Annotated in this window: 23 protein-coding genes and 1 other annotated feature; of the genes, 15 read left to right on the top strand and 8 right to left on the bottom strand. The window is 69.9% G+C overall.

From position 1 onward, the window contains the following. Nucleotides 1-504 precede the first annotated feature (504 nt). Nucleotides 505-1425: an oxidoreductase gene (locus tag MKK50_RS07105; RefSeq protein WP_499021364.1), complete on the bottom strand. Its 921-nt coding sequence runs from the start codon at nt 1423-1425 to the stop codon at nt 505-507. A gap of 124 nt (nt 1426-1549) precedes the next feature. Here MKK50_RS07105 and MKK50_RS07100 point away from each other — a divergent pair, with 124 nt between their 5' ends. The 8 genes from MKK50_RS07100 (at nt 1550) to MKK50_RS07065 (ending at nt 6331) form a co-directional block, all read left to right on the top strand. After that, entirely contained in the window at nt 1550-2134 is a 585-nt protein-coding gene (locus tag MKK50_RS07100; protein ID WP_499021362.1) for a fasciclin domain-containing protein, read from the top strand. 260 nt (nt 2135-2394) lie between these two features. Beyond that, on the top strand, nt 2395-3231 hold the full coding sequence (locus MKK50_RS07095; RefSeq protein WP_499021361.1) for an alpha/beta fold hydrolase: 837 nt from the start codon (nt 2395-2397) through the stop codon (nt 3229-3231). A gap of 198 nt (nt 3232-3429) precedes the next feature. Further along, on the top strand, nt 3430-3942 hold the full coding sequence (locus MKK50_RS07090; RefSeq protein ID WP_499021360.1) for a GAF domain-containing protein: 513 nt from the start codon (nt 3430-3432) through the stop codon (nt 3940-3942). A 59-nt stretch (nt 3943-4001) separates the two neighbouring features. After that, complete coding sequence (locus tag MKK50_RS07085) at nt 4002-4220, top strand: hypothetical protein (RefSeq protein ID WP_253370496.1); 219 nt, start codon at nt 4002-4004, stop codon at nt 4218-4220. Nucleotides 4221-4461: 241 nt separating this feature from the next. Then, the gene (locus tag MKK50_RS07080) at nt 4462-4695 is read left to right on the top strand and encodes a hypothetical protein (protein ID WP_253370494.1); all 234 of its coding nucleotides are present in this window, start codon (nt 4462-4464) and stop codon (nt 4693-4695) included. 5 nt (nt 4696-4700) lie between these two features. Further along, nucleotides 4701-4946 carry a BrnA antitoxin family protein gene (locus MKK50_RS07075; protein ID WP_253370492.1) on the top strand — a complete coding sequence of 82 codons (246 nt, stop codon included), beginning with the start codon at nt 4701-4703 and terminating at the stop codon, nt 4944-4946. A 71-nt stretch (nt 4947-5017) separates the two neighbouring features. After that, nucleotides 5018-5731, top strand: coding sequence for a molybdate ABC transporter permease subunit (gene modB / locus MKK50_RS07070; protein WP_499021358.1), 714 nt, complete (start codon nt 5018-5020; stop codon nt 5729-5731). Nucleotides 5732-5971: 240 nt separating this feature from the next. After that, nucleotides 5972-6331: an energy transducer TonB family protein gene (locus tag MKK50_RS07065; RefSeq protein WP_499021356.1), complete on the top strand. Its 360-nt coding sequence runs from the start codon at nt 5972-5974 to the stop codon at nt 6329-6331. A gap of 195 nt (nt 6332-6526) precedes the next feature. Here MKK50_RS07065 and MKK50_RS07060 read toward each other — a convergent pair whose 3' ends face one another. After that, nucleotides 6527-7183, bottom strand: a complete 657-nt coding sequence (locus tag MKK50_RS07060) for a glutathione S-transferase (protein WP_499021355.1) — start codon at nt 7181-7183, stop codon at nt 6527-6529. Between the two features lie 112 nt (nt 7184-7295). On the opposite strand from MKK50_RS07060, the gene modC reads away from it, so the two are divergent. Next, nucleotides 7296-8390, top strand: a complete 1095-nt coding sequence (modC, locus tag MKK50_RS07055) for a molybdenum ABC transporter ATP-binding protein (protein ID WP_499021353.1) — start codon at nt 7296-7298, stop codon at nt 8388-8390. 107 nt (nt 8391-8497) lie between these two features. Here the strand turns inward: modC and MKK50_RS07050 are convergent, their stop codons facing one another. Beyond that, complete coding sequence (locus tag MKK50_RS07050; RefSeq protein ID WP_499021351.1) at nt 8498-8677, bottom strand: hypothetical protein; 180 nt, start codon at nt 8675-8677, stop codon at nt 8498-8500. A 520-nt stretch (nt 8678-9197) separates the two neighbouring features. Here MKK50_RS07050 and MKK50_RS07045 point away from each other — a divergent pair. From MKK50_RS07045 to MKK50_RS07020, 6 genes are all read left to right on the top strand, one after another. Continuing rightward, nucleotides 9198-9803: a nucleotidyltransferase domain-containing protein gene (locus tag MKK50_RS07045; RefSeq protein ID WP_499021595.1), complete on the top strand. Its 606-nt coding sequence runs from the start codon at nt 9198-9200 to the stop codon at nt 9801-9803. 125 nt (nt 9804-9928) lie between these two features. Further along, nucleotides 9929-10498, top strand: a complete 570-nt coding sequence (locus MKK50_RS07040; RefSeq protein WP_499021349.1) for a hypothetical protein — start codon at nt 9929-9931, stop codon at nt 10496-10498. 141 nt (nt 10499-10639) lie between these two features. Continuing rightward, nucleotides 10640-11689: a 4-hydroxythreonine-4-phosphate dehydrogenase PdxA gene (gene pdxA, locus MKK50_RS07035; RefSeq protein WP_499021347.1), complete on the top strand. Its 1050-nt coding sequence runs from the start codon at nt 10640-10642 to the stop codon at nt 11687-11689. An 8-nt stretch (nt 11690-11697) separates the two neighbouring features. After that, nucleotides 11698-12573 carry a 16S rRNA (adenine(1518)-N(6)/adenine(1519)-N(6))-dimethyltransferase RsmA gene (rsmA, locus tag MKK50_RS07030; protein WP_499021345.1) on the top strand — a complete coding sequence of 292 codons (876 nt, stop codon included), beginning with the start codon at nt 11698-11700 and terminating at the stop codon, nt 12571-12573. A gap of 437 nt (nt 12574-13010) precedes the next feature. Further along, nucleotides 13011-13883 (top strand): glyoxalase III HchA, encoded by an 873-nt coding sequence (gene hchA / locus MKK50_RS07025; RefSeq protein WP_499021342.1) that lies wholly within the window; start codon nt 13011-13013, stop codon nt 13881-13883. A gap of 64 nt (nt 13884-13947) precedes the next feature. Then, nucleotides 13948-14652: a PA1136 family autoinducer-binding transcriptional regulator gene (locus MKK50_RS07020; protein ID WP_499021341.1), complete on the top strand. Its 705-nt coding sequence runs from the start codon at nt 13948-13950 to the stop codon at nt 14650-14652. A 241-nt stretch (nt 14653-14893) separates the two neighbouring features. Here MKK50_RS07020 and MKK50_RS07015 read toward each other — a convergent pair whose 3' ends face one another. From MKK50_RS07015 to MKK50_RS06995, 5 genes are all read right to left on the bottom strand, one after another. Then, nucleotides 14894-16009, bottom strand: a complete 1116-nt coding sequence (locus MKK50_RS07015; RefSeq protein ID WP_499021339.1) for an alpha/beta fold hydrolase — start codon at nt 16007-16009, stop codon at nt 14894-14896. A 137-nt stretch (nt 16010-16146) separates the two neighbouring features. After that, nucleotides 16147-17652, bottom strand: a complete 1506-nt coding sequence (locus tag MKK50_RS07010) for a SulP family inorganic anion transporter (protein WP_499021338.1) — start codon at nt 17650-17652, stop codon at nt 16147-16149. Nucleotides 17653-17722: 70 nt separating this feature from the next. Next, nucleotides 17723-17778: a sequence feature (sul1 is cis-regulatory element that is thought to sense ions involved in sulfur or methionine metabolism; They are found in Alphaproteobacteria), on the bottom strand. Nucleotides 17779-17827: 49 nt separating this feature from the next. Further along, on the bottom strand, nt 17828-18544 hold the full coding sequence (locus MKK50_RS07005) for an LrgB family protein (RefSeq protein WP_499021336.1): 717 nt from the start codon (nt 18542-18544) through the stop codon (nt 17828-17830). After that, nucleotides 18541-18927: a CidA/LrgA family protein gene (locus tag MKK50_RS07000; RefSeq protein ID WP_253370461.1), complete on the bottom strand. Its 387-nt coding sequence runs from the start codon at nt 18925-18927 to the stop codon at nt 18541-18543. Before MKK50_RS07000 ends, MKK50_RS07005 begins: the two co-directional genes overlap by 4 nt. Before the next feature lie 93 nt (nt 18928-19020). Further along, the gene (locus MKK50_RS06995; protein WP_499021335.1) at nt 19021-19497 is read right to left on the bottom strand and encodes a tellurite resistance TerB family protein; all 477 of its coding nucleotides are present in this window, start codon (nt 19495-19497) and stop codon (nt 19021-19023) included. Nucleotides 19498-19684: the final 187 nt, after the last annotated feature.

The raw sequence follows: 19684 nt of genomic DNA, 5'->3' as shown, positions 1-19684 counted from the left end.
GCGCACATCAAAAACAAATGCGGCTTTTGACGGTTACAAGAATGCTGACGATCAGCCTGCGCGACGATGCCGCCGTGGCGGCACGACGAAAGCCAGCGATGAAAGCTTGAGACGAACCACCAACGCGCGCAACGTCGATTGCGGAGGGTGGTCGTAACCCCAACGGACTACGCTCGCCTCCAGCCGACCGCTGCACCTGCATTCATTGATCGGTCCTCGCCCCGGGGCCGGGTCGCCAGCGCTGAGTGCGCCGGCTGGTGACGATCCGTGCCTCCACGTCGCAATCGGGTCCGCACGCCCTCGACAAGTCTCGCGAAGCGGCGGTTCAGTCTCTGCTAGCCGAACCGCCGGTTCCCACCCAGGGCGGGCCCCTCAACGACACTTCCGTGGCGACAGGCGGCCCGCAAGGAGCAGCAGGAGCGCGGCCGCTCCGGCCAGTCCGGGCGCCAAGACGAGCGCCGCCTGCATCAAGCGAGACGAGCGGGCGCAAGCCCGACGCGGCCCTCACGACGGGAACCGCACCCCCGTCAGCGTCTCCGAGACCGCCCAGAGCCGCCCGGCCGCCGCGCGGTCGAGGGCGTGGGCGGCGATCGCGGCGGGCTTCGGGTGGCCGCGGGCCTCCCAGATGCCGTCCGGCCCGTAATAGCCCCCGCGCTCCGCCTCCGGCGCGGTGGCCGCGTAGAGGATCGGCAGGGCGCCCTGCGCCGCCGGCTGGCCGATCAGCGAGAAGATGATCCGCCCCGCCGCCTGCTGGACCGCGCCGGCCCGGTCGCCCCGGCGGAACACCTCGGTGAGGGCGAGCCCCGGATGCGCTGCGAGCGAGGCGATGCCCGATCCCGCCGCCTTCAGACGCCGGTCGAGTTCGAGGGCGAACATCAAGAGCGCGAGCTTGCTCTGCCGGTAGGCGCGTTGCGCCCCGTAGGTCTCGCGCCAGTGCAGGTCGTCGAACCGGATGCGTCCGCTGCGATGGGCGAGGCTCGCCACCGACACCACCCGCGCCGCCGGGCTCAGGGCCGGCCGCAGCAGCCCGGTCAGCGCGAAATGCCCGAGATAGTTCGTGGCGAGTTGCCGCTCGAACCCGTCCACGCTGGCCTCGCGCCGGGGCACTGCGGCGATGCCGGCATTGAGCACGAGCCGGTCGATCGCCCACTCCGCCGGCCATTCCGCCGCAAAGGCGCGCACGGAGGCGAGCGAGGCGGTGTCGATGAGGCGCAGTGACAGCGCGGCGCCGGGATGCGCCCGCCGGATCGCCGCCGCGGCGCGCTCCCCCTTCTCGAGATCGCGCACCGCCAGCACCACCGCAGCCCCCGCCCCGGCCAGCGCCCGCGCCGTCTCGAACCCGAGCCCGGCGCTCGCGCCCGTCACCACGGCGCAGCGGCCGGCCTGCGAAGGGATGTCGGCGACGGTCCAGGGCTGTCTCGCCATCGGGCTGCAGTTCTCACACTTCGGTTCGAAAAAAAATCGATCGCGCGAAACCGATCGCGCGCGGGCTCCGTAATGGGCGGCGTGATCCCCGGAAGAAGACGGGGCACGGGCACAGGAGGAAACCATGTTCCGTATCCGCAGTTCGGTTGCCAAATCGCTGACCAAGTCGCTGACCCTTGGCGCTGCGCTCGCACTCAGCCTCGCCGCCGCGCCGACGGCGGCGCTCGCCAAGAACCCGATGGTCGGCGGCGCGCCGATGTACGCCTCGAAGACCATCGTCGAGAACGCGGTGAACTCGAAGGACCACACCACGCTGGTGGCGGCGGTGAAGGCGGCGGGCCTCGTCGACACGCTCTCCGGCCCCGGCCCCTTCACCGTCTTCGCGCCGACCAACGCCGCCTTCGCCAAGCTGCCGCCGGGCACGGTCGAGACCCTGGTGCAGCCGCAGAACAAGGCGACGCTGACGGGGATCCTGACCTACCACGTCGTGCCGGGCACCTACACGGCCAAGGATCTGATGGCGTTGGCCAAGCAGGGCGGCGGCGAAGCCAGCCTGAAGACCGTCCAGGGCGCGCCGCTCACGGTGCAGGCGCGGGGCAAGAAGGTGTTCGTGACGGACGCCAAGGGCAACACCGCCACCGTCACCGTCGCCAACGTGATGCAATCGAACGGGGTGATCCACGTCATCAACGGCGTGCTTCAGCCCTGATCCTTCGCTGAGATGCGCTGACACGCGAAGCCTCGGCCCGTCTGGGCCGGGGCTTTTTCGTTCGACCCCGATCGACGCACGGCGCCGCGCCGGCTCCGCCGGTTGGCATCCGCGTCCCCTGCAAAGTACCACTTCTGGAAACGATGGGTTTCCATCGTTTCTCATGTTCAAATCCGCGTCCCAGGATCATCCTCGCATCGTCGAACCACACCCGGAGCCGAAGTCCGCTCCGGATCACCACATCGCGAGGAGAGGCGAGCATGGCGACGATCACCACCGGGGACGGCACCGAGATCTTCTACAAGGACTGGGGGCCGAAGGACGCGCAGCCGATCCTGTTCCACCACGGCTGGCCGCTCTCGTCCGACGACTGGGACGCGCAGATGCTATTCTTCGTGGGCCAAGGCTTTCGCGTCGTGGCCCACGACCGGCGCGGCCACGGACGCTCGGCGCAGGTCTCCGAGGGCCATGACATGGACCATTACGCCGCTGACGCCGCGGCGGTGGCCGAGCATCTCGATCTCAGGAACACCGTCCACATCGGCCATTCCACCGGTGGCGGCGAGGCCGCGCGCTACGTCGCCCGGCACGGCGAGCCGCAGGGCCGCGTGGCCAAGGCGGTGCTGGTGAGCGCCGTGCCGCCGCTGATGCTGAAGACCGAGGCCAACCCGGAGGGGCTGCCGATCGCGGTCTTCGACGGGTTCCGCAAGGCGCTGGCCGACAACCGCGCCCAGTTCTTCCTCGATGTCGCCGCCGGCCCGTTCTACGGCTTCAACCGCGACGGCGCGGCGGTCCAGGAGGGCGTGATCCGCAACTGGTGGCGGCAAGGCATGATGGGCTCGGCCAAGGCGCATTACGAGGGCATCAAGGCGTTCTCGGAGACCGACCAGACCGAGGATCTGCGGGCGATCTCGGTGCCGACGCTGGTGCTCCACGGCGAGGACGACCAGATCGTGCCGATCGTCGCGGCGGCGCGCAAATCGATCACGCTCCTGCGCAACGGCACGCTGAAGACCTATCCGGGCCTTCCGCACGGCATGCTCACGGTCAACGCCGACCGGCTCAATGCCGACATCCTCGCCTTCATCCGCGGCTGAGCGGGCGCCGGCCCCGCCTCGATGGGGCGGCGCTGGCAGAAGCGGCAATGGCAGAGCGTAACCTGCAGCGGCGGCGAGCGGCTCCTGCGGCGCGGCGGCGGTGATCACCATGCCGTCGTCTCCCGTTTTTGCCCCTCGCGCGTCGCTGCGGGGAGAGGCCTCCTGTACGGATCGGCCCAAACACCCTACCCTAAGCCCATGTTAGATGAGCGCTCCCAGGCCGACCCGCATCTGATGCGGACCGCCGAGCTCATGGCCGCGACTCAGTCCTTGGAGGACGTCGTCGACGTCCTGGCTCGAACGGCCCGTCGGATCGCCGGCTCCGATGGCATCGCCGTCGTGCTGCGGCAGGATGACGCCTGCGCCTACGTGGCCGAGGACGCGATCGAGCCGCTGTGGAAGGGGTGCCGCTTCCCGCTCGACCTCTGCGTCTCCGGCTGGGCGATGCAGAACCGGGAGACGGCCGTCATCCTGGATGTCGGCAGCGATCCCCGCATCCCGGCCGCCGCCTATACCTACAAGGCGATCCGAAGCCTCGTGATGGTCCCGATCGGTGGGCCCGAGCCGGTGGCCGCACTCGGCGCGTATTGGTGCGCCATGGTCTGGCTCGACACGACGACGGTGTCCCGCCTCGAAGCGCTGGCCCACCAAGCCACGGCGGCCCTCGCCCGCCTGCGTGCCCGGCAGAGCACCGAACCGGCCGCCACCTGAGTGCCGGCATGGGTGACCGGCCGCCCGTTCGGGGATAAGCCGCATCGATGGGGGGATGCATGCCGGTTTTCGTTCTCAGAGGCGCCTGCCGCGCACCCGACGGCCAGATCGGGCCGCCCCTGTTCGAGGAGGCGATCACGGCGGCCAGCCCGAGCGAAGCGGTTCGGCTCGCCAACACGCAGGATCTCTCGACCAAGGACGAGCGGGCGAACGCGCTCTGGCTCGTCGATGCGCAGGGCGTGCTGCACTGGTCCCTGCGGCGCGCGGACCGGGATTGAACGGCGCGGGACCGAGCGGACCGGCCCCTGTCTCACGAACGGCGCGATGAGCGGGGGAAAACCGGTCCCACCCCGGCTGAATTGGTCATTGCCGGTGCTTTCGTGCTAAGTCTCGAGGAGAAATCCTCGATGGTCCTGCTCGGGGTTCTTTGCCATCCCGCGCCCGATCTCTCCCGCGTCGGGACGCCGCGCGCCGCCGCCGGGACTTCACGCGGCGCGAATTCTCGTCGAAAGACCTTTCATGAGCGACGATATCGACGCCAAGACCCGCGCCGCCGAGCGCGCGGAGCGATCCGAGCGCATGGCCCGCGAGGGGCAGCAGGCCATGGCCGAGCATCTGGCCGCGGTCAAAGCCGTGGACGAGCGCACCGTGCGCCTTCGGGCCCTGCGGCTCGCCAAGGAGGCGGAGGAGGCCGCCGAGCGAGCCGCCAACCCGCCCGCGCCCAAGCGCGGCCGCAAGAAAGCGACGGCCTGAGCCACATGGCCATCGACCGCACCCGCCGCCCGAGCGACCCGCGCCAAGCGGCCGAGGCCGCTTTCCGGGCGGTGACGACGAAGAAGGCCCCCGAGGCCGCGCCGGCCCCGCCGAAGGCTCCGCTCATTCCCGGCACGCGCGAGACGGTGTCCTTGCGCATCGACCGGGCCGTGCTGGAGCACTACCAGAAGGACGGCCCCGGCTGGCAGGACCGCATCAACGCCGCCCTCAAGGCCGCCGCCGGACTTTGAGGACGGGATCGTGAAGGTGGGGCTCGGCGGATGACCGCGCTCGTCCCTCCCGTCTCACCGGGGAGGGCGCCGTGAGCGGACCCTCGGACTGGCTCGGCCTCAGCCCCGACGAGACGACGGCCCTCCTCCTGTCCCTGCGCGTCGCCCTCGTCGCGACACTGGCGAGCCTCCCGCTCGGCTTGGCACTGGCGTGGCTGCTGGCGCGAAAACGCTTCCCCGGTCACGCCCTGCTCGACGGACTCGTCCACCTGCCGCTGATCCTGCCGCCAGTAGTGACGGGCTACCTGCTGCTGCTCGCCTTCGGCCGGCGAGGGCTTTTCGGCGCGTGGCTGGCCGAGATCGGTATCGTGTTCTCGTTCCGCTGGACCGGCGCGGCGCTCGCCTGCGCGGTGATGGGCCTGCCGCTGATGGTGCGGGCGATGCGCCTGTCGATCGAGGCGGTGGACCGCCGGCTGGAACAGGCGGCGGCGACGCTCGGCGCCGCGCCGCCCCTGGTGTTCCTCAGCGTGACCTTACCGCTCAGCCTACCCGGCATCCTGGCGGGCGCGGTGCTCGCCTTTGCCAAGGCGATGGGCGAGTTCGGCGCGACCATCACCTTCGTCTCCAACATCCCCGGCGAGACCCAGACCCTGCCTTCGGCGATCTACACGCTCACCCAGGTGCCGGGCGGGGAGGCGGGGGCGCTGCGCCTCACCCTGGTCTCGGTCGCGGTCTCGATGCTGGCGCTCGTCGCATCCGAGGGGCTGGCGCGGCGTATGAGCCGGCGGATCGGGGCAGGGCGGTAAGCGCCCATTCCCGGATCCGGGGGCGCGCCGCCCGTCACGCACGGATCTACGGTTGCCACAGGCCATAGCCCGGCAACCGCTGCAATCTCGAGTTATATATTGCAAAAACACAACTTTTGGATCAATTTGCTCAAGCTCGGCCGTTCGCGTCCATCCAGGGGATCACGGCGGTGTCGAGCCGATCGAACCACCCCCGCGACACGACCGGTTATGCTCATCCCCCCGACACCGACAAAAGGAATGGCCGTCGCCATCATGCTTTTGGCATGGATGACGGCCCCAGCCGATGCGTATGCCAAGTCTCGCTGCCGCACAGAAGACGATCCTGGAATATCGGACTACAAAAAAGTCCTTTATCCAATTGCCGTCAGGCTCGTTCGATCGAGAGTCTATGCCCCTCACATCGACCTTGCGACTGTCATCCGCATAACGATCGACAAGAGTGGTCGGCTGGTTTCCTCCAAAACCGAACGGCGGTCGAGGTCGCCCTGGTTCGACAGGGAAGTCCTTTTTGTCTTTCCGGTGGGACTGCGTCTTCCCCCCCTGCCAGACTGCGGACCGGAGGCGATCGAGGTCTCGATTCCCATTCGCATTCGTTGAGCGGTCCGCTTCCCGGGCTCCACCGTCCCTTCGGGACGAACCGATTCCCGCCTCACGGCCGACAGATGGGCGGCTCCCGCGCCGTCCGGCCTCCATGGCGACGGATGGCCCTGCCGACATCGGACGAAGCGGTGACCCGCGAGACCGGCGGCCCCCTTCGGCCATCGCGCCCGCACCCCACCCGCATCGCCCGCCTCACGCATAGGCATACGGCCCGCCCCGCTCCAGCGCCCGCCGGTAGGCGGGCCGCGCGTGGATGCGGGCCAGCCAGTCCGTCAGCTGCGGGCCGGCTCCGGTCCCGCGGGCGGCAAAGGCTTCGAGGGGGAAACTCATCATGATGTCGGCGGCGGTGAAGGCGTCACTGCAGAAATACGGGCGCTCGGCCAGCTCAGTCTCCCAGTAGGCGGCGTGGCGGCGCAGCTCCGGATCGACGAAGCCGCCGGTGACCTTCCCCGCGATGGCCCGCACCAGCGGGCGCAGCAGGGCGGGACTGCCGGGCGCGAGCCGCGAGAAGATCAGCTTCAACAGCAGCGGCGGCATCGCCGAACCTTCCGCGTAATGCAGGAAGTAGGTGTAGCGCGCCCGCTCCGGCGTGCCGGCCGGCGGCACCAGGGCACCGTCGGCGCGGGCGGTCAGGAACTCGACGATGGCGCCGGTCTCCGCCACCACATGCCCGTCCGCGGCGATCACCGGCGACTTGCCGAGCGGATGCACGGCGCGAAGTTCGCGCGGCGCCTGCATCGTCGCGGGGTCGCGCTCATAGCGCTTCACGGTGTAGTCGAGCCCCAGCTCTTCGAGCAGCCACAGCACCCGCTGCGAGCGGCTGTTCTCCAGATGGTGGACGGTGATCATCGCCTGCCTTTGTTCGGTCCTGCGCCGACAACGCGGCAGCGCGCGCATCGGGCCACTTGTCTCCGCATCGGTTTTTCTGAGATGCCGAGGAGACCGTACGGACCGAGGCCGCATGACCATCGCCGTCGATGTTTCCCTCCGCCGCGAAGGCTTCGCGCTCGATGTCGCCTTCACCGCGGGCGCCGGCCTCACCGCCCTGTTCGGGCGCTCGGGCTCGGGCAAGACCACGGTGATCGACCTGATCGCCGGGCTCAGCCAGCCGCAGCGCGGGCGCATCGCCATCGACGGCACGGTGCTGCTCGACACGGAGCGCGGCCTCCGCGTGCCGGTGCATCGGCGGCGGATCGGCTGCGTGTTCCAGGAGGCGCGGCTGATGCCGCATCTCAGCGTGCGGCAGAACCTGCGCTTCGGCCGCCTCTTCTCCCGCGGGGCAGGGGGCCCGAGCCTCGATGCCGTGGCGGACCTGCTCGGCATCCGCCCGCTGCTGGAGCGGCGCCCCGCCGGCCTGTCGGGGGGCGAGCGGCAGCGGGTGGCGATCGGCCGGGCGCTGCTGGCGCGCCCGCTTCTGCTGCTGATGGACGAGCCGCTCTCGGCCCTCGACGAGGCCCGCAAGCGCGAGATCCTGCCCTATATCGAGCGGCTGCGCGACGAGGCCGGCCTGCCCATCGTCTATGTCAGCCATTCGGTGGCCGAAGTGGCGCGGCTCGCCTCCACCGTGGTGGTGCTGGAAGGGGGCCGCGTGGCGGCGAGCGGACCGGTCGATACCGTGCTGCGCCGGCCCGACCTGATCCCCGACGGCGCGGAAGCCGGCAGCGTGCTCGCCATGCGGGTCGAGCGCCACGATCGGGAAGCCGGCCTGACACGCCTGAGCGGCCCCGCCGGCCCGCTCGACCTGCCACTGATCGACGCGCCCCAGGGCCGCCGCCTCAACCTGCGGGTGCCCGCCCGCGACGTGCTGCTGGCGCTCGCCCGGCCGGACGGCTTGAGTGCCCGCAACGTCCTGCCGGGCCATGTTCTGTCCCTCAGGGAAGAGGGGACGGCCTGCCTCGTCGAGGTGACCTGCGGGGAGGCGACGCTGGCCGCTCGCCTCACCCGCGCCTCCGCGCGCGACCTGGGACTCACGGTGGGGTGCCCGGTCTTCGCCATCGTGAAGAGCGTGGCGCTCGATGCGGGCGGTGCGCCGGGGAGCGGGCGGATCGAGATTTGAGGGGGCGCTGCCAAGGCGCGGGAGCCGATGCTCGTCGCAGATCACCCTCGGAACCGGACAACCCGCCCCAGCCGAGCCGGGCGGGGCACCGATGGCGATGCACATCCTCAGTCGGTCAACTTCGCCTGGTTGTCGTTCAGGGCCGGAACGTAGGATTCCGTATTGCGCTGCGCCGACTTTTCGCGCGCCGACAGAATAGCCTTGGCGGTGGCCGGCGAGCGCCGATTGATCCAGGCTTCATGACGGGCGCGCGGCTCGCGAAGGGAGCGTTGTGGGCGGGTATTCATCTTGCCTCCGCAACATACATTGTCGTTTTCTAAGAATGCGCGGAGCGACGGCAACGACAATTTTTGCGACGATTGCAACTTCGCCCGGGCCCTCTTCCGCCATGGGCGTGTCGCCCTGAGGTTCGGTTGGCCGCGCGCGAGGCCACGTTGGGTCCGTTGAGGGGCTGGGGCTCGACGACGGTGTCAAACGAGCGCTGACGGGGCCGCGGCAGGCATCACGGATCAGAGACCGAGCGGTCCGGCCTCACGCGTCCTCCAGCCCCCGCGGCGATGCGCGCCCACGGTTCCTCATCGGGGTCGCTGTGAGGCGGGGCCCACCTCTCGGCCGCTCCCCCGACACCTCGGCGATCGGTGTAATCGCGCTATAAGCCTGCCCATGGCCTCCGACGACAGACCGCTCGACCTCACCCTCGGCGATCGCGCTGGCCGTGGGGCACCCGATCCCGCCTCCGCCCCGAGAGGAGCGGGTTTCTCGCGATCCGATCCGGCGCGCCGCATCGCCGCGCGCGACCGCCCCGGAATGACGGAATGCGGCGTCCCCCCGGATGACGATTGGGCACCATGGCATCCGAGCGAGGTGGCGCGGCGGCTGAGCGCGATCTCACGGCCTTGGTGCGTCGTCGGCGGCTGGGCCCTCGACCTCTGGCATGGACGCCAGACGCGCGACCACGATGACCTCGAAATCACGATCCTGCGCGAAGACTTCAGCCTCTTCCGCCAAGCCCTTGCGGACATGAGGTTCTACACGGTGGACGACGGCCGCTTCGAGCGGCTGCCCCAGGATGAGGAGCCGCCGCCCCACATCGCCCAGATCTGGTGCTTCGACGTCTCCGCCGGCCGCTGGCGGGTCGATCTGATGATCGAGCCGGGCGAGCGTGACCTCTGGGTCTGCAAGCGGTGCCCGGCCATCCGGCGCCCGCGCGCGGAGATGGTGGCGGTGACGCCCGACCGTATCCCCTACCTCAGGCCCGCCGCCGTGCTCCTCTTCAAGGCGAAGCACCGGCGCGACAAGGATCAGGCGGATTTCGTGCGGGCCCTGCCACACCTCCCCCAAGCCGAACGGCTCTGGCTGCGGGACTGCCTCGACCGCTTGCATCCCGGACATGTGTGGTTGCAGGCACTGTAGAAGAAACGCTGGACATGTCCGCTATGCCCTCCGACGACAGACCGCTTGACCTCACCCTCGGTGATCCTTCCGGGATCGGGCCGGCTGTGGAGCGACCGGGGGCGATCGGCGTTCGAGGGCTTGCGATGAGGTTCGGTACGATTGCGGCCCTCGTCGTCGCCCTTCAGGCAAATCCGGCGTTCGCGCAGCAGGAGCCGGTGGAGACGGCCTTCTCGAGCGTCCTGCGGGGTTGCGAGACCTGGGTGATGAACCCGGCGAGCTGGGTCAACGGACCGGAACCGTTCCTCGCCGCGATGGATCTCGGCCCGCGCGTCACCGCCGTGGCGACGATCCCCGAGGCGTTCCGGCCGCCGCCGGGAGAGCTACGGCGTGGCAATCGCTTCTGGCGTATCAACGCGACGGACCGGGCGGGCTTCGCGCTCACCGTCTCCGACCAGCGTCCCATGTGCCATATCGTGGGCGTGGGCTTTGCCGACTTCCGCAAGGCGACCGCAGCCCTCCTCGCTTCCGCGGCATTCACCGCCTCGTGGGAGCCGTTCGACGCGGGGGCGAAAGACACAGGGCGCTCGCTCGTCTTCCGTCACCGCACCGACCGAAAGTTCGTCCTGACGTTGAGCCAGCGGACCGAGGCGCAGGATGGGGCCGGCATCATCCACGTCATCGCCACGGCGACCTACGCGCCCGATGCGGATTGAACCGCCGCAGCCGTGCGAGGGCCGCAACCGGGGCGATGTCGGCACCGCCCGGCTTGGCATCCTCCCGGCCCGGCCACCGCCGTCCGGCCGATCCCCCCAAATCACCTCGGCGATCCAAAAAATCGCGCTATAAGCCCGCCCATGGCCTCCGACGACAGACCGCTCGCCCTCACCCTCGGCGATCCCTCCGGGATCGGGCCGGAGATCGCGCTGGCGGCGTGGCGGCTGCGGGGCGAGAGGGGGGTGCCGCCGTTCCAACTCATCGGCGATCCCGACTTCCTGGAAGCCACCGCCTACCGGCTCGGTCTCTCGGTGCCGGTGGCCGAGGTCGAGCCCGACGACGCCTGCGAGGTGTTTGCCCGCGCCCTGCCGGTGCTGCCGCTGCCGAGCGGCGCCAAGGTGACCGCCACGCCCGGCGCGCCGGATTCGGCCAATGCCGGGGCGATCGTCGAGTCGATCACCGCCGCCGTCGATCTGGTGCGCGCCGGCACGGCCTCGGCCGTGGTGACCAACCCCATCGCCAAGTTCGTGCTGACGCGGGTGGGCTTTGCCCATCCGGGCCATACCGAGTTTCTGGCCGCGCTCGCCGCGCGAGAGGGGCGTGAGCCGCCGCTGCCGGTGATGATGATCTGGAGCGACATCCTCGCGGTGGTGCCGGTGACGATCCACGTCGCCCTGCACCGCGTACCCGAGTTGCTGACGCAGGACCTCGTCGAGCGCACCGCCCGCATCGTCCACGCCGACCTGCGCGCCCGCTTCGGCCTCGCAACCCCCCGCCTCGTCCTCTCGGGCCTCAACCCGCATGCGGGCGAATCCGGCACCATGGGCACCGAGGATCGCGACGTGCTGGCGCCCGCCGTCGCGGTGTTGCGCAGCGAGGGCATCGACATCCGCGGACCGCTGCCGGCCGACACCCTGTTCCACGAGCGGGCGCGGGCGACCTACGACGTGGCGCTGACCCCCACCCACGATCAGGCGCTGATCCCGGTCAAGACGCTCGCCTTCGACGAGGGCGTGAACGTCACGCTGGGCCTGCCCTTCGTGCGCACCTCGCCCGACCACGGCACCGCCTTCGACATCGCCGGCCAGGGCATCGCCAAGCCCGACAGCCTGATCGCCGCCCTGCGGCTGGCGCACCGCCTCGCCCACCGCCCGGCGGACACCGTCCTGCCTTTCCCCGTCCGCGCCTGAAGCGATCGATGACCCTTGACGCGTTGAGCACCGACGGCCTGCCGCCCCTGCGCGAGGTCGTGCGGCGGCACGGGCTGGAGCCGAAGAAGGCGCTCGGCCAGAACTTTCTGTTCGACCTCAACCTGACGGGCCGTATCGCGCGCTCGGCGGGCGCCCTCGACGGCGTGACGGTGGTGGAGGTCGGCCCCGGCCCCGGCGGGCTGACGCGGGCGCTGCTGGCGGCGGGCGCGAAACGCGTGGTGGCGATCGAGCGCGATCCCCGCGCGCTGCCGGCTTTGGCCGAGATCGCCGCGCATTACCCCGGCCGGCTCGACGTGATCGATGCCGACGCCGTCGGCTTCGACCCGCGCCCGCTCGTCGGCGACGGGCCGGTGCGGATCGTCGCCAACCTCCCCTACAACGTCGCCACCGTGCTGCTCACCGGCTGGCTCGGCGCCGACACGCGGGATGACGTCTGGCCGCCTTGGTGGGACTCGGCGACGCTGATGTTCCAGCGCGAGGTCGCCGAGCGCATCGTCGCCGACGAGTCGGACCGGGCCAATTACGGCCGGCTCGGGGTGCTCTGCGGCTGGCGCACGCAGGCGACCATCCTGTTCGATGTGGCGCCAAGCGCCTTCGTGCCGCCGCCGAAGGTCACCTCCAGCGTCGTCCACCTGCGCCCGCGGCCCGAGCCGCTGCCCTGCCGGATCGCCGACCTCGAACGGGTGACCCGCGCCGCCTTCGGCCAGCGCCGCAAGATGCTGCGCCAGAGCCTGAAGGCCGCCACCCCCGACCCCATCCGCCTGCTCACCGCCGCCGGGCTGCCGGAGACGGCGCGGGCGGAGGAAATTCCGGTCGCGGGGTTCGTGGCGCTGGCGCGGGCGCTGGAGGCGGGGGAATCGTGAAAGCGCCCCGTAACCGGGCTTCCGGGGCCGGGCGACGTCATTTTACGGAGTTGGCGGGCATCCTCCGACATGGCCGTCGGTCACGAACTCCGTGCTGGCCTCAGGCCAAGTTCGCGGACGCCTCTGGGCTCGCCTTTCATCGGGGCCCGATCATGGGCCGGTCCTTGTGCCGAACACGGATGGAAGCCAGGAGCCCCTTGGGTGCGAAACCATACGTGTGGTGCCAGACCGCCGATCGCACTTTCAGCGCGATCGGACGAGAAGCCGCTTTCGACTCTAAACGGACAATCGAGCCAGCTTGGTACGAGGACCGAAGTCCTCTGAAAGCGGACGAGCGGCGGCAAAAAACCTACACGTCCCAGGGTTAGGGGATTTCCCTCATTCGCTCCCTGCCGGACCACCTATAGGTTGGTGCATCGTCAGCGAGGGAGGAACACATGGCCAGCAGCGATGACCTGAGCAAGCAACCAACACCGGACGTGGCGGAGGACAACGCATTCTTCCCCTCTGCCTACTCGCTCGGTCAGTTCACCTCGGGCAAGTCCGATCTCGACGGGGCGAGCTACCCGAACGCCTACACGGGCGGGCAGCACAAAATCCTGATGATCGCCACGGATGAGCGCTACCTGCTCATGCAGAACGGCACATTCTTCTCGACCGGCAATCATCCGGTGGAGATGCTTTTGCCGATGTACCACCTCGACAAGGCCGGGTTCGCTTTCGATATCGCTACGATCTCCGGCGAGCCAGCCAAGCTCGAACTCTGGGCCTACCCTAAGGACGACGAGGCGGTCGCCACCATCTACGACAAGTACAAGAAGAAGTTGAAAAGCCCGCTCAAGCTCGCTGACGTGGTGGCCAACAGCCTTGGGGCCGACAGCCCCTACGTTGCGGTCTTCATCCCCGGCGGCCACGGCGCGCTCAACGGCGTACCGTTCAGCACCGACGTGAAAAAGGCGCTCGACTGGGCCTTGCGGGCGGACAAGCACATCATCTCCTTGTGTCACGGCCCGGCTGCGCTGCTTTCGGCCAAGCTCGGCGAGGAAGAGAACCCGTTTAAGGGGTACAAAATCTGCTCGTTCCCCGACACCATCGACGCCAAGACCCCAGAGATGGGCTACATGCCGGGGGCTATGCCGTGGTTCATCGGCGAACGCCTGCGCGCGGACGGCTTGGAGATCGTCAACACCGACATCAAGGGTACCGTCCATCAGGATCGCAAGCTCATCACGGGCGACAGCCCGTTCGCCTCAAACAATCTCGGCAAGGCGGCGGCTGAAGCGCTGCTAGCCGAGTACGGAGCGAAGTAGCCCCGCGCGCCCGACGGCGGGGGGGGCGACGCTCCCGCCGTTGTACATGGAACCGATGATAGCGATGCCTGAGCCTTGGGACGCGCTTAGCCTCATTGAGGCGGGCAGTAATCTCGCCGCAATCCAGCAGGCAGTCCGCAATCTTGCTCAGCCGCTCGGCTACGATCGGATTGTGGTGTTCTCGATCACGGCGCGGCAGGACGAGTTGGTGGAGCAGATCTACTGGGTCGAGGGCGATTGGTTCGAGACGGGGGAGGCGGTCGATGCACTCACCTACGTCCGTCGTTGCCCGGTTACACGGCACGTCCTTGACACCGATCAGCCGTTCTTCTGGACCAAGACCCATACCGAGCAGGGCGCGAGCTACCGCATCGTCAGCGTCCCTCAGGGCTCAGGCATCCACGGGCTCCAGGTACCCGTGTTCGGGCACGGGGGTCTCGAAGGCGCGGTCAGCTTCGGCGGCGGGCGGATCGACGCTACGGCTCAAACGCGCCAGACCCTTGCACTTCTGGGTACGGTAACGTTCCAGGCCGCCCGTCGCTTGGTCGAGGACCACACGCCGACCCTTGCGCGGAAACTTTCAGCACGTGAACGGGAAATCCTGCGGTGGGTGGCGGCCGGGCGTCGCACGGCCGACATCGCGAGTACGCTTGGTCTCTCGGAGCGAACGATTGAGAACCATCTACGGCGCATCCGACAACGACTGCGGGTGACAACGACCGCACAGGCCGTCCAGATGGCGATCCGTTACGGCGACATCGCGCTGTAGGACATCACGACCAGCACCGTCCGCTTTGGTCTGCTTGGTGGACATTCGCTGCGGGGCCGCCGAACTTCGGCTCCCACCCCACGCGAACCTCCCAGCAAGCGCGGTGACATATCCCCCTCGATGTCGGAGGCCCGATGACAGAAGGCTCTGATCGGCCCCCGTGTGGCCCTCGACGAGGACACGTCTCGATGCCCGGCGATCCGGGGCCCGACGGTGCCGGATTCGGCCCCTGCGGGCGCAGCTATCCGAGCTTCATCACCGCGTCGATCGCGCGCTCCACCTTCAGCCGCGCGCCGTAATGGATCATGTGGCCGAGGCCGGGCAGGAGCCGCAGCGTGCTTCCGGGGATCGTCGTGTGCAGCCGCACCGAGTGCTCGCCGGCCTTGACGATCGCGTCCGCGTCCCCGGCCAGGATCGACACCGGCAGCGTCAGGCCACTGTAGCGGCGCTGGAGCCCCGTGACGGCGGAATTCATTGAGGCGGCGTCCTCCGAGACCGCGCGCAACTGCGTCGCCGCCGCAGCGATCTCGATCGGAAACCGCGCCGTGAAGCGGGCCGGCACGGGTTGGGGCCAGAAGACCTGCCGGAACGATTGCCCGGTGAGCGACGCGCTCACCTTCGCCGGCACCATGGCCCGCATCGCGTCGCCGAAGCCCGGCACGGCGAGCGGTGCGATCAGGGCCGCGTCGGTGCGATGCCCCGGAAAATAGGAGCCCGACAAGAGCACGAGCCCGCGCAGCGGGCGCCGCCCGTCGGCGGCGAGCGCCAGGGCGACGATGGTGCCCCAGGAATGCCCGACGATGAGGGGACGCTCGACGGAAAGCTGTTCCAGCACCCGGTGCAGCAGCACGGCCTGCCCTTGAGCGGTCCAGACCCGGTGGCGGGGGCGGCCGGTGTAGCCGAAGCCGGGCCGGTCAATCGCGATCACCCGGTAGCGGGCCGCCAGCCGGTCGATCAGGCCGCAGATCGCGAAATCCTCGGCCATGGTGCCGTTGCCGTGGACGAGCACCACCGGCCGCCCGCGTCCGCGGACGATGACGTGCACCGGCAGGCCATCGACCGTCACGAACTGGCCGGGCGGCTTGCGGGTCGTCTCAGACCCTTTCGCGGTGAGGGCGGCCGCGACCACCTTCTCGGTGTCCCGGACCGTTCGCTTCACGGATCGGACTGTCGCCTTGCGCGTCTCCCGGATCGCCGTCTCGGTCGAGCGGGTCACGGCCTTGGTGGCGGCCTTCGTGACGGACTTGGCGGCGCTCTCGAGGGAGCGCGTAAGCTGCCCCGTCACTTTCCGTGTCGTGCGGGTGAGGCTGCGGCTCGCGCGGCGCCGGGTCTGGCGAGGGGGGTCGAAGGGAAACACGGCGCCTCGCAGGGCAACGGGCCGGCTCGGCCTCAGGGCGACACCACACCGCGACGCTCCGGAGGGTCGCGCGCCGACATTACCGAGTTTCGACCGCACTGCACAACCAAGGCTGGAAATGGAACGCGCCGTGGCCCTCAATGCGCCGGCAGCGAAGCGTCCGCCTTGTCGTGCTGGCCGAAGCGCTCGACCAGGGTCGTGCTGGCCTCGTTGAGACCCACGACCTCGACGGTCCGGCCGGCGGCGCGGGCCTTCATCACCACGCGGTCGAGGGCGCCCACCGCCGAGATGTCCCAGAAATGCGCCGCGTGCACGTCGATGACGAGCCGCTCCACCGGCTCGCGGACGTCGATACCCTCGGCGAAGGTGCCGGCGGAGGCGAAGAACACCTGGCCCGCCACCCGGTAGGTGCGGGTGCGCCCGTCCGGCGACAGCTCGGCGGTGATCCGGCTCATCCGCGCGACCTTGCCCGCGAAGAACACGCCCGAGAGCAGGACGCCGACGAGCACGCCGATGGCGAGATCGCGGGTGGCGACCACCACCGCGACGGTGGCAAGCATCACCAGGGAGGAGGGCAGCGGGTTGGTGCGAAGCTCGAGCAGCGAGCGCCAGGAGAAGGTGTTGAGCGAGACCATGATCATCACGGCGGTCAGCGCCGCGACGGGGACGATGGCCAGCAGATCCTGCAACAGCACCAGCAGCGCGAGGAGAAAGCCCCCCGCCACCAGGGTCGAGAGCCGGCCGCGGGCGCCGGACGACACGTTGATGACCGATTGGCCGATCATGGCGCAGCCGCCCATGCCGCCGAACACCGCCGAACTCATGTTGGCGAGCCCCTGGCCCATGCATTCCCGGTTCTTGGAGCTGCCGGTGTCGGTCATGTCGTCGACGATCTGCGCTGTGAGCAGGCTCTCCAGCAGGCCGACCGCGGCGAGCGTCGCCGAGTAGGGCAGGATGATGCGCAGGGTCTCTAGGTTGAGCGGCACGTCGGGCAGGGCGAAGCTCGGCAGGGCGGTCGGCAGCGCGCCGAGATGGGCGACGGTGCGCACGTCGAGCCCGAGATACGCGGTCAGCGCGGTGAGCACGGCGATGGCGACCAAGGGCGAAGGCACCGCGCGGGTGATTTTGGGAAAGCCGTAGATGATGGCGAGCCCCAGCGCGATCAGCCCGTAGGTGGCCGGCGTGACGCCGGTGAGCTCGGGGAGCTGCGCCAGGAAGATCAGGATCGCCAGCGCGTTGACGAAGCCGGTCATCACCGAGCGCGAGACGAAGCGCATCAGCCGCCCGAGGCGGGCGAGCCCCGCCAGGATCTGGAACACCCCCATCAGGATGGTGGCGGCGAAGAGATACTGGACGCCATGGTCGCGCACGAGATCGACCATCACCACCGCCGTGGCGGCGGTGGCGGCCGAGATCATGGCCGGACGCCCGCCGGCAAAGGCGATGACGCAGGCGATCACGACGGAAGCGTAGAGGCCGACCTTCGGATCGACCCCGGCGATCACCGAGAAGCCGATCGCCTCCGGGATCAGGGCGAGCGCGACGACGATGCCGGAGAGGATGTCGGCCCAAGGGCTGGCGAACCAGTTGGCGAACCAAGCCGAGCCGAACCGCCCGCGGGCGGTTGAAACAGTCGATGACATGGCAGAAGATTCCGCAGAGGGACGCGAGGCTCCGCCGGCTGATGCGGGGAGGGAGCGAGCGTCACGAATGCGTGGTCCGGCGGATCGGCGGCCGGAAGAGCCACCCGGGCTTGCACCGGGTCCGAGCGATTGCGCCGAGGTGTACGGTGCGTTGGGCTGCGGCGCAATACGCAGCCTAACGCAAGAAACTCACCGCCACCGGCACCAGGATCGCCGTCAGGAACGCGTTCAGCCCCATGGCGATGCCGGCAAACGTGCCGGCGACCTCGCTGACCTGGAAGGCGCGGGCGGTGCCGAGGCCGTGGGCGGCCAGCCCCGCTGCGAAGCCGCGGGCGCGCATGTCCTCGACGCGCAGGGTCCGCATCAGCGGCGTGACGATCACTGCGCCGGCCATGCCGGTCAGCATCACCAGCACGGCGGCGAGCGTCGGGTCGCCGCCGAGCGCCTCGACGATGCCCATGGCAACGCCCGTGGTCACGGATTTCGGGGCCATGGCGAGGCGCACGTCGTAGGGGATGCCGGCGAGCTTGGCGAAGACCAGCGCCGAGGTCATCGCCGTGACGCAGCCGACCAACAGGGCGGCGAGCATCGGCAGGAGCGCGCGGGTCACCGTCGCCCGCCGCTCGTAGAGCGGCACGGCGAGCGCCACCGTGGCCGGCCCGAGCAGGAAGTGCACGAACTGCGCGCCCTCGAAATAGGCGCGGTAGGGCGTGCCGGTCAGCGTCAGCACAAGGCCGATCATCCAGATCGCGTGGATCACCGGATTGGCGATCGGATGGCGCCCCGCCGCCTGGAACAGGCGGTCGGCCACCGCGTAGGCCAGCAGCGTCACCGCGAGCCACAGCAGCGGGGTGCGGCTCAGATAGACCCAGAGCGCGAACTCGCCGGTCATCGGCGGTCCAGAAGCTTGGAGACCGCGACGAAGGTGAGCACCGTCGCCGCCAGCGTCAGGGTCACGGAGAGGGTGAGCACCGCCGCCAGCGCGAGCCCGTGGCTCGCCAGCACGTCGAGCTTGCCGACGATGCCGACGCCCGCTGGCACGAACATGATCGAGAGGTGGGCGAGCAGCCCCTTGGCGGTGCCCTCCAGCCCGCCATCGACCAGCGGCGGCGGCAGCCAGCGGGTCGAGGCCGGCTGCGTCCGGTCGCGCAGCACGAGGAAGCCGAGGAGCAGCGCCATGCCGATCACCGGCCCCGGCACCGGCAGGCCGGCGGCGCGGGCCGCCACCTCGCCCAGAAGCTGGGCGAGCAGGATCAGGGTCAGGCTGACGATCATCGAAAGGTCCGGGGTCCCAAGGGGATCATCCCCTCGGCGGGGTGTCGGGGCAGCGCCCCGATGGTTCTCCAGGGCTCTGCTCTGGATCGGCCATCACGCGCCGGCGGGCTCGCGGAAGCCGCGGTCGCGGGCGGCGGCAATCGCCGGCTCGTCGAAGCCGAGCAGCTTGCCGAGGCGCCAGACCAGCGCCTCCTCGAACTCGTGCACCTCGCCGTCGGCGCCGGCCACCGACCACGCCATCGCGAGCAACCGCCCCCGCTCTTCCGGGCTGCTGCCGTCGCTGCCGATCAGCTCGACCAAGCTCGTCATGTCGCGGGTCTGCGCCTCGAAGGTGGCGGCGCGCTCGATCAGGCTCTGCGCCTCCGCGTCGCTGGCCGCGTAGCGGCGGCGCACCAGCCGCACCAGCCGCTCGCCCTCGGCCGGGTCGAGCACGCCGTCGGCGCGGGCGACGTGGACGAGGAGCGCGGTCGCCGCGAGATGCTCCTCGCTGCCGTCGGGCACCGTCTCGGCCGGGGCCGGCAGGCCGAAGGCCGAGGAAGCGTAGGAGAGAAGCCGCTGAAGGAGGGCCATGTCCGTTCCCGTCCGATTTTGCGCGCCACCGTCGGGGGCGTGCGGGACGGGGTCAAGCGCGGAGCGGGCCGAAGCCCGCCCCATCACAGGATTTCCGGCCTCGCCGTGGTGCGGCTGCATAGGGTGTAGCCGCGTCCTGGGCGTGCCGAGGCGAGCGTCGTCTTGCTCGGATCCATCAGCGGCGTGG

Origin of the sequence: Methylobacterium sp. J-043 (genome assembly GCF_022829505.1) — a bacterium.
GTDB lineage: Bacteria > Pseudomonadota > Alphaproteobacteria > Rhizobiales > Beijerinckiaceae > Methylobacterium > Methylobacterium extorquens_A.
This window is presented reverse-complemented; position numbering and strand designations above follow the sequence as displayed.

Coding starts and splice junctions, on each gene's coding strand:
- MKK50_RS07105 (WP_499021364.1), bottom strand. CDS start 1,425: ATGGCGAGACAGCCCTGGACCGTCGCCGACATCCCTTCGCAGGCCGGC.
- MKK50_RS07100 (WP_499021362.1), top strand. CDS start 1,550: ATGTTCCGTATCCGCAGTTCGGTTGCCAAATCGCTGACCAAGTCGCTG.
- MKK50_RS07095 (WP_499021361.1), top strand. CDS start 2,395: ATGGCGACGATCACCACCGGGGACGGCACCGAGATCTTCTACAAGGAC.
- MKK50_RS07090 (WP_499021360.1), top strand. CDS start 3,430: ATGTTAGATGAGCGCTCCCAGGCCGACCCGCATCTGATGCGGACCGCC.
- MKK50_RS07085 (WP_253370496.1), top strand. CDS start 4,002: ATGCCGGTTTTCGTTCTCAGAGGCGCCTGCCGCGCACCCGACGGCCAG.
- MKK50_RS07080 (WP_253370494.1), top strand. CDS start 4,462: ATGAGCGACGATATCGACGCCAAGACCCGCGCCGCCGAGCGCGCGGAG.
- MKK50_RS07075 (WP_253370492.1), top strand. CDS start 4,701: ATGGCCATCGACCGCACCCGCCGCCCGAGCGACCCGCGCCAAGCGGCC.
- MKK50_RS07065 (WP_499021356.1), top strand. CDS start 5,972: ATGGCCGTCGCCATCATGCTTTTGGCATGGATGACGGCCCCAGCCGAT.
- MKK50_RS07060 (WP_499021355.1), bottom strand. CDS start 7,183: ATGATCACCGTCCACCATCTGGAGAACAGCCGCTCGCAGCGGGTGCTG.
- modC (WP_499021353.1), top strand. CDS start 7,296: ATGACCATCGCCGTCGATGTTTCCCTCCGCCGCGAAGGCTTCGCGCTC.
- MKK50_RS07050 (WP_499021351.1), bottom strand. CDS start 8,677: ATGAATACCCGCCCACAACGCTCCCTTCGCGAGCCGCGCGCCCGTCAT.
- MKK50_RS07045 (WP_499021595.1), top strand. CDS start 9,198: ATGACGGAATGCGGCGTCCCCCCGGATGACGATTGGGCACCATGGCAT.
- MKK50_RS07040 (WP_499021349.1), top strand. CDS start 9,929: ATGAGGTTCGGTACGATTGCGGCCCTCGTCGTCGCCCTTCAGGCAAAT.
- pdxA (WP_499021347.1), top strand. CDS start 10,640: ATGGCCTCCGACGACAGACCGCTCGCCCTCACCCTCGGCGATCCCTCC.
- rsmA (WP_499021345.1), top strand. CDS start 11,698: ATGACCCTTGACGCGTTGAGCACCGACGGCCTGCCGCCCCTGCGCGAG.
- hchA (WP_499021342.1), top strand. CDS start 13,011: ATGGCCAGCAGCGATGACCTGAGCAAGCAACCAACACCGGACGTGGCG.
- MKK50_RS07020 (WP_499021341.1), top strand. CDS start 13,948: ATGCCTGAGCCTTGGGACGCGCTTAGCCTCATTGAGGCGGGCAGTAAT.
- MKK50_RS07010 (WP_499021338.1), bottom strand. CDS start 17,652: ATGTCATCGACTGTTTCAACCGCCCGCGGGCGGTTCGGCTCGGCTTGG.
- MKK50_RS07005 (WP_499021336.1), bottom strand. CDS start 18,544: ATGACCGGCGAGTTCGCGCTCTGGGTCTATCTGAGCCGCACCCCGCTG.
- MKK50_RS07000 (WP_253370461.1), bottom strand. CDS start 18,927: ATGATCGTCAGCCTGACCCTGATCCTGCTCGCCCAGCTTCTGGGCGAG.
- MKK50_RS06995 (WP_499021335.1), bottom strand. CDS start 19,497: ATGGCCCTCCTTCAGCGGCTTCTCTCCTACGCTTCCTCGGCCTTCGGC.